A 12,750-nucleotide genomic window follows, 5' to 3' on the forward strand; every position below is an offset into this window, starting at 1 on the left:
TCGGTGCCCTCCCATCGTTGGGCACCCCGCAATCGGCGGAGTGCCCAAAAATGGCAAGGGTATATCCTCCCGGTACGTTATACTGGGCTCAGTTTGTGGCAATGAATATGGTCACCGTGACGGGGACGGAGCAAACGCATGTGCAGTTGCATCCTGGATTGGTTGTCATGTTTGCCTCTAATGTGGAGAGGCTGGCAAACCCGAGCGGATTGAACATTTGCTTTTCACCTCCTTTGGGTAGTGATATTAATTGTCAGAATGTTTTGTGAGGTCATAATTCGACTGTTACTACTCTTTCTCCCTTTGCGCCACGGTTCACGATTACTTTTGGCTGACCGGGAAGAAGGGCGTCTGTTTGTCTTTCATCCCCGTGGGAAGAGAATTGCCCGTCGAAGAGCCGTCGGTATGTCAGGCAGTTCACGTACAACTCTTCATGTGTCCCCGAGCCGATAATGGCACCTTTTTCGATAACCATTATCCTGCTCGCCGACATGACCGTTGAAAACCTATGCGCGATTACGAACGTCGTTCTGCCCTTCATTAAGTTCGCAAGGGCGTCGTGTATGAGATTCTCAGATCGTGAATCGACGGAAGAGGTCGCCTCGTCAAGGATAAGTATCCTCGGATTCCTCAAGATTGCTCTCGCGATCGCGATACGCTGCCTTTCGCCTCCCGAAAGCTGGCTGCCTCTTTCTCCCACTTCAGTGTCGTAACCCATAGGGAGCCGCAAAATGAACTCATGCGCATTCGCCGCCTTTGCCGCCCGAACGATTTCCTCCTCGCTGGCCTCCAGCTTTCCATATTTGATGTTTTCTTTTACTGATGCGCTGAAGAGAAACGTGTCTTGCATTACGATCCCGAACTGCTTAAGGAAGGTATCTCGTTTGAGTTGCTTTATGTCGATTCCATCAATGAAGATTCCACCGTCGTAAGAATCGTAAAATCCCGAAAGGAGGCTGAGCAACGTGCTCTTGCCCGCCCCGCTTTCTCCGACAAGCGCGATTACATCTCCCGGTCTCACATCAAAACTGATATCACGGAGGACCGGGACGTCAGGCTTATATGAGAACGAGACATTCCGGAACTTGACGTTCCCCCTAAACACTATGTCAATGGCATCGGCATCGTTCCTGTCCTCCGCGCATTCGTCCATAAGTCCGAAGACTCTCTCCGCAGCCGCAAGCGAGGTCTGTACCCCTAAGTTTATTCCGATAAGATTTCGGATTGGTCCGAAAATGTTCACAGTGTAAGCGGAGAACGCCATCAATTGTCCAAGCGTGAGCATGCCACCGATGACCTGGTAGCTGCCATACCAGAGTATCGAGACGCCGGCAAAGGTGGTGCAGAGGAGTGCGATCGCAACGCTCATGGACGAGAGTACACCGAGGCGGATGTTGAGGTCTTTGTTCCTTTCGATTCCCGATTCGACCGTCCGAGAACGGAACTTCTCCAGCCCGAATGTTCTTATGAGGCGGATGCCGGCAAAACTCTCCTGGACATCCCCGTAGACTTTTGATTTTTCCTCCTGGACTTTGTGCGCGACGTCTTTTATGTGCTTGTTGAAAACCTGAACGCCTATCGCAAAAACCGGAGCGACAGATATCGCGATGAGAGTCAGACGCCAGTTAATTGCGAATGCGATCAGGACCGTACCCGAAACAATAATGAGGTTTATGAGTGCGACTATGACTGTGTCACCGACAAGCGTGCTCGCAGCAGTCGTGTCCGCCAGGATTCTGCTTGCCAGATATCCAGTCTTTGTTTCGTCGAATATGGCGACGGGGAGTCGCTGGATTTTCTCATACAATCCCTTCTGCATCGTGCAGACAACCTCTTCGCGGAACCCGACGAGAAGCCTTCCCCTGACAAAGTCGATTAATGATCGCAGGAAATACAACCCGAGGAAGCCCGCGCCGAACTTTGAGAGTAGTACGGGGTCTTTCCGCGGGATGACGACATCGATGAGAAGAAGCAGGACGAGGGGCGTCGCGAGATCGATCGCCGCGCTGACCACGGTCAGTATCCCTGCTGCGATAAATGACCTGGCGTGCGGCTTGGCGAATGGAAGTATCCGTTTTATTATCGTCCTGTTCTGCATTTCACTCTCGCCTGGTTCTCAGCTGTGCGCCGGTGCATCCATAGTGACGCCTCACCTGCGTGGATGAATTATGCTAGTGTAGAGTCAACAGGTGTGCCATGATGTGAGTGCGAATTCGCAAAGTTAATGCGGCACCGGATCTGTTTTCCACGCCCGGCTGCACATCGCGCGCCGACTCATCGTGGATGTCCTGATCCCGCTGGAGATTAACTGCACATGCGGCCCCTTGTGCATGCACAATACATAGTGGGCGGTTTCCTTCTCAAAAGGTGGGAAGCAAACCGCCCACCTAAAAAGGCAAATTCCCCGAAATCGAACTGAAAAAAGCGATTTGCCAATGGCATAGCGATTGCACAAATATTGTAGCGATGAAAAGCCGGATGAATGGAAAACGGATGATGCCATGAAGAAAGCTGAGGTAACTACAGAATGCTGATTACGATAGTGAAGAAAGAGATAATGGAGAGCATATTCAGCCTTCGCTTCCCACTCTTTCTACTCGTGGGAGTGATCCTCATACCGATGGGATTCTACGTCAATGAAGTGAATTATTCGAAGAGACTCAGCGACTATAACGAGCAGGTGAGATTGCAGGACAAAGCTCTTACTTCCTCCCAGATGTGGGATGTACTTTCGGGGAGCGTCCCCCTAAAGGGCTTTCTTCCGCCCGCACCCCTCTCTGCATTCGCAGAGGGCCTGGAAAATTCACTTCCGCGGTTCTATACATTCGGCCGCGACGGTTTTCAACCCGGTGAGGTACCCCTGGGCGAACGGTCCGTGTTGTCCGAACTTGGAGACCTCGATTTCGCATTCATAGTGCAAATGGTACTCAGTCTTATCGTGCTCATGTTCGGGGCGGATGTCATCTCGGGAGAAAAGGAGCTTGGAACACTCCGAGGCATCCTCTCGAACAGCGTGCCCAGGGATGTTGTCCTGTTCGGAAAGCTGATCGGTGGTTACATCTCAATCTGGCTCCCTTTCACGCTGGCGTTTCTCGCAGGCATACTCTTGCTGAGTTTTACGTCTTTTCCCCTGGGCAACCCCGATATGCTCTCAAGAGTCCTCATGGTGTTTCTCGCTTCGTCTGTCTTCATGCTTGTCTATTTTTCAATCGGCATCATGATATCTACCAGTACGTTCAGGACGAGGACATCGCTGGTTGCTATACTAGTCCTTTGGGCATTCTTCCAACTCGTGATACCTAAAGCCAGTAACATGATCGCGGACCTTGTTTATCCTGTAAGGACAGAGGCGGTGGTGTCGATGCAGAAATCGCTTGCCGCCAACACTCTCGAGAGCGAAAAATCGTCGGTCCTCGGTAAGAAATACGAAGAACTCTTCGGCGGCGGAAGTTCGCCAATCTCAGCTTCTGCAGCGGCCCAGGACGATTGGAATAAGTACCGCGAGGAGACCGACCGCAAGTACTCCGATGACGTGGCGGCGCAGCTCAACGCCATCGACGAGGGGTACGACAGGGAACGCGAGTCCCAGGCCCGGATCGGAACCGCAGTCTCCCTCATTTCGCCCGGAGCGGTATTCAGCAATTTCATAACGGACTTGTGCGGAACCGGTGAATGCGAAAGGCTAGAATACATGGACGCGGTACGCGCGCACCAACAGGTGTTGAACAAGGAGCTCTTCAGCGCCGTAAAGCAATCACCAATCACAATCCCCGGGCAATCTATGGGTACTAGCGTTTCCGTCCAACGGGTGGTGGATCTGAAATCCCTTCCCGGCTTTGAAGTGACCACAGCAGGATTTTCTGAAATATTTTCGCGGAATTTTAACGGATTCATGACGCTGGCGTTCTGGCTTATTGTTCCTTTTGCAATAGCATACACGAGGTTCATGAGATATGACGTACGATAGCCAATTAGTCGTAGAGCAAGCGTCGTCAAGTCCAGCGACGACAGCGGCCGCAGGACCCGTACGTGCAATGATCCAGGCGGTCGATCTCACAAAGAGATACGAGGACAATCTACTCGCGCTCGATCACCTCAATCTCGAAATCAAAACCGGCCAAATTTATTGCCTCCTTGGGGCGAATGGCGCCGGGAAAACCACAGTGATAAACACGTTCTTTAATTTCATCGAGCCGACCAGCGGAACAGCGAAGATCAACGGCTTCGACTGCACGCTTGAGCCGTTGCAGGCTAAGAAATACGCCGCTTACGTCTCGGAGAATGTAATGCTCTATGGAAATTTCACTGCGAGACAGAACCTCGATTTCTTCACGAGACTCGGGTATGGAAAAGAGGTCAGTCGCGAAAGTTGTCATATGGTGATGAGGCAGGTCGGTCTCCCTGAATCGGCATTCGAGAAACGAGTAAAGACATTCTCGAAAGGTATGCGACAGAAGCTCGGTATCGCTATCGCAATCCTCAAACAGGCGCCAGCACTCATTCTGGATGAACCGACGTCCGGGCTTGATCCGAAAGCTGCGTCGGATTTCATCGAGCTTTTGTTCAACCTGCGAATGAGTGGCAAGGCGATACTGATGTCGACACATGACGTTTTCAGGGCGAAGGAGATCGCTGACACAATTGGAATCATGAAGGAAGGCGTTCTGATCACTGAGAAGAGCAGGGCAGAGTTTCAAGATGAAGACCTTGAGAAACTCTATTTGAAATACATGGAAGTGGAATGAGCACTGCATTCTTCCGCAAGATGCTAAGACGGCACAGGAATCCGGTCTCTGGATTCGAGGGCGGAAAAAATGCGGGAAATATTGTGAATGTGCAAGACACAAGGAGGCGTCCAATGAAAAAGCTATCGATCGTTCTCATACTGATGCTCCTGAGACCGGCAATCGGACAGGTGCTCTACAATCCGAACGATGAAAGGTTCAAGTCTCTATACCTTGAGAAAGCCCAGAGCGATTACAAGCTTCAGAAAGATACTTTCGACAGGCAGAAGATCCTGTATGACAAAGGATTGATCTCTCAGCAGGAGTTTGAACAATCCGAGGCGGGATTCAAGACGGCGCAGGTAACCTACCAGCAGGCGATACTTTCTCTGGCGTTTGAGCAGCCGCACGTAACGATCGACAAAGCCATCAAGTACCAGTCAAAGGATGGCTTGATTTACGTCAAGTTGACGCTGAGAAATACGACAAGCGGAATCATCGCCAATGGCGAGAAGAATGTGGAATCGTTCGGCGATATCCGGACTGACCAGCTTGCTAACATTTATGTATCTCTCCTGAACGATAATCACGCTGTCGTCAGCCAGCCATACGAAGCCAAGATCGGCATGATGAAATTCAATGAACCTGTTACAGTTGATTTTGTTCTCCTCCAGGATCTCGATTACGTCACGGTCAAGGACGTGTACGGCGATAAGTCTGAAGAAAGGAAGATCCTCCTTCAGATGGATGAGAGCGCGAACCGGGTTCTTATCACACCGGACCAGTTTTCACAGGAGGCAGACCTCGGTTCACAGGCGAATTACACTATGACTCTCGCGCTGTTCTCCAGCCGCAGCGACATCTACCGTTTGAGCGTCGTGAATCTTCCCAGACAGATAAGCTGGGATTTTGTGGACGCGCAGAATTCTGAAGGCCGCAATACGAGATTGTCACAGGTGAAGTTCTCTCAGGATGTGAATTCGCGGCAGCTGTCCCTGGCTTTGTACCTTCCAGATCGATATGACGGGACGACATTCAATGTCGATCAGGCAGTCGAATTCTTTGTCGTCGCGGTTCCGCGTAACGCCGAAGGGCAGACATTTGACGACACGAAGAAGTATTCCGCATCCGATCTCGACAAGATGCATGTAAGTTACGCGCGACTCGAGCTCGTGCCCAGAGGAGTGGGCAAAATTGTGGTGCAGGCGACCAATTATTACCAGGAAATAAGACCCGGCGACAAAGTGACGATGAACCTGACGGTTCTCAATGATGGGACAAGACCGCTGGATAACATTCGCCCGCATGTGGACGCGCCGGTAAACTGGACGCCAGTAGTCACACCGGATCTTATTGAGTCTCTTCAGCCGGGCAAAGACCAGAATGTGGTTGTCACATTAATCCCTCCGTCCGGACTGGAAGTGGGCGACTATGAAGCTACCGTAAAGACTTCAGCGTTCTCCAGCAACAGGCGGGTCGACGGCGAGAACAAGAGCATACGTATACACATAAGTTCGAAATCGAACGTCCTCGGGACGGTGATACCCGTAATGATGATACTCGGAATCGTTGCCGGAGCCGTGGTTCTCGGTGTGAAAACCGGGAGGAAGTGAGAAAATGCCGCTCAGCAGCCGTATTTCCGGAATTTCGATTCAGGTAGTATCGCGAAACGCTTTCACCCCGAAAGCAGCGGTCTCGTCGGTTCGGAATTCACCGCTCTGTCGGAGGTTTTGGTGAGAGAGGACTCGATGCCGTCGTTCAAGCGTAACCGGGAGGAAGTCGTGACTGATGAAAATCTTCATCGGTCGATCTTCGAGCAAAATCCCCTTCCGATGCTAATACATGATCCCGACTCACAGATGTTCATCGGAGTGAACGACGCGGCCATAAGGAAATATGGATACTCCCGCGAGGAATTTCTGAAGATGTCGATCGAGGATCTCGGGACCGATGAGAAGGAATCCGATATCGATCGCGAGGACGGGCAATCGAGCAATGGCGAAAAGATCGGACATCACAGGCTGAAGAGCGGCGAGTTAATAGATGTCGAGCTGACTTCTCATGGGCTTGAGTTCAGCGGACACAAGGCGGTGTTTACGGTGGTACACCAGATAAACAGCCGGACTAAGGCCGCTCCGAAAACACGACGCGACATACTGGAAGAGATACCTGTCGGCTATTACAGGACCGTGCCCCAGCGATCTTTCGTCGAGGTCAATCATGCGTTCGCGCAGATGCTGGGTTATACAACCGAGGAGATGCTCTCACTCGATGTCCCGGACGAGCTCTGCTTCAATCGGGACGAGACGATGGTGGGGAAAGTCGGCCAGGACTTTCCGTTCAAGCCGAAAATTTTCCGGCTCCGAACCAGAGAAGGGAACGAGGTATACATTGAAGATTTTTCAAGATATGTCAGAGACAACGAGGGAAAGGTCGTTTTCAGGGAAGGCATTTGCAGGCGTGTCACGGATGTCGAAGCGGCGGAAGAGAAATCGATCGAGCTGGAAGAGGGACATCGCGCACTTGTGGATCAGATGCCGGTCGCCGTTGCCGTCCACACCGACTGGAAACTCGCTTACCTCAACAGAGCAGCGGAGAAGTTAACAGGTACCGCTGAACCCGGGGGGGCTGTCGGCAGGTCGTTTCTCGAATTTGTACATCCGGAATCATTGGCAGCAGCACTAGAACATGTCGAGGCCATTATGAATAATATTGAGAACATTGACACTGCGGAGCTGAAAATGCTCCGCCAGGACGGATCCACCGCGTCAGTCGAAGTGACGAGTATGCATGCGACTTATCACGGGAAACCTTCTATTCAAAGCGCGTTCCGGGACGTAACCGAACAGAGGCAGCTTGAAGATCGGATGCATCTTCAGAGTGCCGCCCTGAATGCCGTGACCAACGCCGTGGTCATTACGGACCGGAGCGGAAAGGTCGAATGGATCAATCCTGCCTTTGAGAAACTAACCGGCTACAACGCCCTTCAGGCGGTCGGTGCGGATATCGGAGACCTTGTCGGGTCTGGAAAACAGGATGAGAGCTTCTACAAAGAAATGTGGAATACGATACTTACCGGCAAACCTTGGCGGGGTCAGCTTGTAAATAGGCGCCGCGATGGAGGTCTTTACAATGAATGGATGACTGTCACCCCTGTGGCGGGCGACGACGGGCAGATAGCGCATTTCATCGCGACTAAGGAAGATATAACTGAGCGCAAATCGTTGGAAGATGAGCTCACCCAAGCGCAGAAACTCGACGCGATCGGGAGACTGGCAGGCGGTATCGCGCATGACTACAATAATATACTCGGCGTGATTCTCGGATATGGAGAGCTCATCAAGGGACGGCTGCAGGAAGAGGAATCGGTCCGTAAACAGCTCGACGCCATAATTGCTGCGGCGCGAAGAGGGTCTGACCTTACTAAACAACTTCTCTCGTTTGCACGGCGGGAAGCTGTATCTCCCAAGGTGCTGGATGTGAATTCATCTATAACATCGATCATGGAAATGCTTCATCAACTTATAGGCGAGAACATTTCGCTCGTGTTCAATCCAGGAAGGAACCTGTGGAACGTTGAAGCCGATCCGTCCCAGCTTGACCAGATACTGGTTAATCTTGTGACTAACGCCCGGGACGCAATTGATGATGTAGGAACGATCACCATAGAGACCGCGAACGTCCTCCCCGGCGAAGATCGTTTAGTCGGTCTTACTGACCGTATGCGCGGCGGATCGATAAGGATCTCGGTTACCGATACCGGCAAAGGGATTGAGCGAGGAATGTTGAAAGAAATATTCGAGCCGTTCTTTACCACGAAGGTGAAAGGGCACGGCACGGGTCTCGGCCTCTCGATGGTATACGGGATAGTGAAGCAGAACGATGGATCGATAGAAGTAAAGAGTGAGCCGGGGATGGGGACAACGTTCGACATATACTTTCCGTCCGCGGCGGGGGAACCGGAAAAGTCGGCAGAATCGTCGGCAGACGCGATACAGAAGGGAAACGCGACGGTTCTGATAGTCGAGGATCAGTCGGACCTGCTCGAATCGGCGAAGAAGAGTCTCGAAGAATACGGGTACAGGGTGTTCGCTGCTCTGGATCCGCATGACGCGATCGCAATGTGCAAAGAGTTCAGCGGGAGCATCGACCTTCTTCTCGCGGACGTGATAATGCCGGCGATGAACGGCAGCGAGCTGAGTCGCAGGATCGGTAAGATAAAGCCGGGAATTAAGACACTGTTCATGTCGGGGTACGCTGCAGACATGCTCGAGCCTCCGCGCGGAGTCGGCAAAGGAGTGGATTTCATACAGAAGCCCTTCACACCCCACGACCTCGCCGGCAAGGTGCAGAAAGTGTTGGAGAAAGGATGACTTGAGTCGAACCGGTTATAAAGTCTAGTCGCAATCTCAGTCATTCTTAGTCCCGAAGGATCCATTCCCATCTTTCATCGTGGACGCCGACGGTCCGCAGGCATGGTGAAAGATTTCAGTCGGTCTAATCAAGCATTATCGAGTGACATTATCGTGATCGCTGCCTGGTGTGGAAGTCTCCGAGTTCTCGATGGGGTATGAAAGTAAGGCGGAGACTTTGACTATCATCACCGAGTGGTTCGCTCTCTTGACTCGAATAAAGAGGTTAAGCATATTTCAGCAGTGTCGGGCGGGTGCTTGGTCGCATAAAATTGCGCACACCCTGAATTAAGGAAGCGAATCATATCCAATGTCGTGCGATGTTTTTCCATAGTTGGGAGAATCAAAGTCATGAAGACAAAGTATTTCCTCATGTCGGTTACCTATGTCTTGTTATTCGGGAATCCAAACGTTTTCGGGCAGTGGGTTCGGCTGACGCCCCAGTACAGTCCTGATATTTGGGCACTTGCCCAGCAGGGACCGGTGATTTACGCGGGAATGGACAACGGTATTTTCAAATCGACCGATTACGGTTCTACCTGGAGCGCTTCAGGACTGACAGGAACGAACGTGCGCGCAATCTTCATAGGCGATGAGGTGGTCTACGCAGGAACTGACAGCGGAGTTTACAGTTCCACAAACAACGGTTCGACCTGGTTGTCCGACGGCCTACTCGACACGTCTATCTCCTCGCTGTGCCGCCTGGGAGACCTCATGTTCGCAGGCACCGCTGGCAGAGGTGTATTCTTCACGTCCGACAACGGCGTGACCTGGAATTTGGCGGGACTGAGCCAAAGTGCAGTTAAATCCGTCGCCTCGATTGGCACGAAGGTTCTAGCCACGGTTCCGTCCGTGGGAGTATTCGCCTCCGCAGATAGCGGCAGAAGCTGGAATGATTTTGATATCGGACTGTCCACGACAAACGTCGGACCTCTCCTTGTCGATAGTCTCGCGGTCTATCTCGGCACAATCAATGGCGTCTACACATCGTTGGACAGTGGGAGAAGTTGGGCCCCAAAAAATTCCGGATGGACATACGGAATGGTCACAGCATTAGCTGGAGCCGGAGCTGATCTGGCGGCTGGTACATCGGTGAATGGAATACTGTATTCCGCGGATACAGGAACTACCTGGAAATGTTCCAACCTTACATCATGGACAAATTACATAGTCTCACTTGCTATCAATGCTATTGCACTTACTGGCTCAGACACTTCCATGTTTGCCGGGACATCATCGTTCGGTGTATTTCATTCGACAAACGCAGGAATAACCTGGACTCCGCAGGGCCTTACGTCGACGCCTGTACGCGCTCTGGCTGCCGACAATTGAAATTTGTTTGAGGGCACAAATGGTGGAATATTTCTTTCGAACGACAATGGAATTACCTGGAGATCAGTTAATCTCGGACTAACATGGCCCGAAGTATCTTCGATGGTGATAAAAGACTCCAGTATATATGCGGGCACATTCGCGGATTCAGGCGGCGTGTTCCACTCGTTAAACAACGGGAGAAGCTGGACGCTAACAAATTTGAGAGGCCGACAGGTATACTGCCTTGCGATGCACGATTCCATTTTGCTCGCAGGCGGTCCGGCTGGACCAAGTTATTCCGGAGGACTTTTCATTTCTACAGATGGAGGCCAGTCGTGGACTCAGTCTATCAATCGTGGAGTACTTGGAATCAATTCTGTTGCCATAGGTGACACCAACCTGTTTGCTACGGACTTAAACAACCAGGGAATATTCGTATCTACCAACCGCGGTGAAAGCTGGTCGTCCCAGCTTGGTGGAAGTTCGATCGCTGTAATGGGGACGTCCATTTTCGTGGGAGCGTTTTATAATTCGATCGGGTTCTTCTCGAGGGATAACGGCAAAACCTGGACAGAAACCATGACCCCTGGAGATATCTTCTCCGTTTTAGTCAACAACGATACAATATTTGCAGCAACAGATCACGGCATATTTGCATCGGCTGACTCAGGCTTCACTTGGGCAAATATTGGGTCGGGACTGAACAGCGCTTGGTTCTACAGTTTGACAATTTCGAACGGATTTTTGTACGCCGGATCAGCTGCAGGCCAAGTATGGCAACGACCGCTTTCCGGAATTTTGATCAACGTTCTCCGCGCGCCCACATTGCTGAGTCCGAAGAATGACTCTACCGTCAATTGCGACTCTGTAGAATGTGTTTGGGCATCCGTCCCGGGAGCGGCGAGCTACAGGCTTCAAGTAGCACTCAACCCTGACTTTACAAACCTCCTATGCGATGTGTACCCAATTGCCAATACAATATTCAATTTCAGGAACATTGCCCGCGGTGAAGAATATTACTGGAGGGTTAGCGCCGCCGATTCATCAGCTATGAGCAATTGGTCGTTTGTGTGGGAGTTTCATGGTGCGGTGGACACCAACCGGCGGAGTGTAAAGTGGTCACAGACGGACTTTTCAGCTTCGCGCGTGCAAGCGCTAACGGTACTAGACAGCGCGATTCTTGTCGGAACAAGTTCGAGCGGAGTATTCCGTTCTAGTGATAACGGACTAACATGGATGCCATTGGATTCTGGCCTGACATGTACAAATATTTCTTCGTTAGCAACGAACGGTGAAGATCTTTATGCGGGGACTTATTCTGATAGCGGAGGTGTGTTCAGATGGGTAAGAGAATCTGGAAAATGGTCCCTCACCACTCTTGCTTCTCGGCAGATCTATACGATTGCTGCCTCTGGGACCTACACACTGGCCGGCGGGCCATCCGGGTCAGATTATACGGGAGGGTTGTTCCTCTCGACTAATCAGGGTTCGTCTTGGACCCAATCTATTAACAGAGGATCATCAGGGATCAGCTCTCTTGTCATCTCAGGAAATGATGTGTACGCGACAGACTTGAATGACCAGGGGATATTCGTTTCAACGGACCACGGGTCCACTTGGAATTCCCAATACGGAGGAAGCTGTATCGCTGTCATGGGGAACAGCATATTTGTGGGAGCTTTCTATCGGGACGGTGGCTATCGTTCGACTGACAACGGGGCGACATGGTCGTACATCGGGAATAGTCCTCTCCCTGAAACTAGTACGCTTTTCCCCATAGGAAGTAGTTTGATAGCGGCTGGCGAGCACGGTGGTGTCTTCACAAGCTATGATGCAGGACTGACGTGGACGGAAGTAGACAGCGGATTGACGGAAGCTGTCACATCTTTCACAATGAACAGAGGGTATCTGTTTGCAGGTACAGCAAACGGTCATGTTTGGAAAGGGATCCTCTCGGACATACCTACAATTACACGCAGTGGAGCCCAGCAGGTCCCCTTGAGCTATCAACTCAGGCAGAATTACCCCAACCCATTCAACCCTTCGACAACCGTCAGCTTCGACTTGTGGCAGACTTCGAGAGTTAAGCTTGAGATATTCAACTTGCTCGGACAGCAAGTGAGGATTATGGACCTCGGACTTATGGGTGCTGGAAGTTATGCGGACACCGTTGATATGTCGCATTACGCAAGCGGAGTTTATTTCTATCGAATTGAAGCGGTGGGAGTGGACGGGCAGCAGTTCATCGCAACTAAGAAGATGGTCCTAATGAAATAATTCTTGAAGGTGGTCCGGCGGGC

8 protein-coding genes are annotated in these 12,750 nt (G+C 51.4%); 7 read left to right on the forward strand and 1 reads right to left on the reverse strand.

Features of this window, described 5'->3' with window-relative positions; genetic code table 11:
* Positions 1 to 50 precede the first annotated feature (50 nt).
* Positions 51 to 269, forward strand: coding sequence for a hypothetical protein (locus VIS48_11015; GenBank protein HEY9166679.1), 219 nt, complete (start codon positions 51 to 53; stop codon positions 267 to 269).
* A 2-nt stretch (positions 270 to 271) separates the two neighbouring features.
* Here the strand turns inward: VIS48_11015 and VIS48_11020 are convergent, their stop codons facing one another.
* Positions 272 to 2,098: an ABC transporter ATP-binding protein gene (locus VIS48_11020; protein HEY9166680.1), complete on the reverse strand. Its 1,827-nt coding sequence runs from the start codon at positions 2,096 to 2,098 to the stop codon at positions 272 to 274.
* A 429-nt stretch (positions 2,099 to 2,527) separates the two neighbouring features.
* Here VIS48_11020 and VIS48_11025 point away from each other — a divergent pair, with 429 nt between their 5' ends.
* From VIS48_11025 to VIS48_11050, 6 genes are all read left to right on the forward strand, one after another.
* Positions 2,528 to 3,967 (forward strand): ABC transporter permease subunit, encoded by a 1,440-nt coding sequence (locus VIS48_11025; GenBank protein ID HEY9166681.1) that lies wholly within the window; start codon positions 2,528 to 2,530, stop codon positions 3,965 to 3,967.
* A complete protein-coding gene (locus tag VIS48_11030) occupies positions 3,954 to 4,745 on the forward strand; it encodes an ABC transporter ATP-binding protein (protein HEY9166682.1) in 792 nt (263 codons plus the stop codon). Before VIS48_11025 ends, VIS48_11030 begins: the two co-directional genes overlap by 14 nt.
* A 113-nt stretch (positions 4,746 to 4,858) precedes the next feature.
* Positions 4,859 to 6,337: an NEW3 domain-containing protein gene (locus VIS48_11035; protein HEY9166683.1), complete on the forward strand. Its 1,479-nt coding sequence runs from the start codon at positions 4,859 to 4,861 to the stop codon at positions 6,335 to 6,337.
* Between the two features lie 120 nt (positions 6,338 to 6,457).
* On the forward strand, positions 6,458 to 9,097 hold the full coding sequence (locus tag VIS48_11040) for a PAS domain S-box protein (GenBank protein ID HEY9166684.1): 2,640 nt from the start codon (positions 6,458 to 6,460) through the stop codon (positions 9,095 to 9,097).
* 390 nt (positions 9,098 to 9,487) lie between these two features.
* Complete coding sequence (locus tag VIS48_11045) at positions 9,488 to 10,468, forward strand: hypothetical protein (GenBank protein HEY9166685.1); 981 nt, start codon at positions 9,488 to 9,490, stop codon at positions 10,466 to 10,468.
* Between the two features lie 3 nt (positions 10,469 to 10,471).
* Positions 10,472 to 12,727 carry a T9SS type A sorting domain-containing protein gene (locus tag VIS48_11050; GenBank protein ID HEY9166686.1) on the forward strand — a complete coding sequence of 752 codons (2,256 nt, stop codon included), beginning with the start codon at positions 10,472 to 10,474 and terminating at the stop codon, positions 12,725 to 12,727.
* The last annotated feature ends 23 nt before the right edge of the window (positions 12,728 to 12,750 follow it).

Source organism: Candidatus Kryptoniota bacterium, assembly GCA_036567965.1.
GTDB lineage: Bacteria > Bacteroidota > Ignavibacteria > Kryptoniales > JAKASW01 > JAKASW01.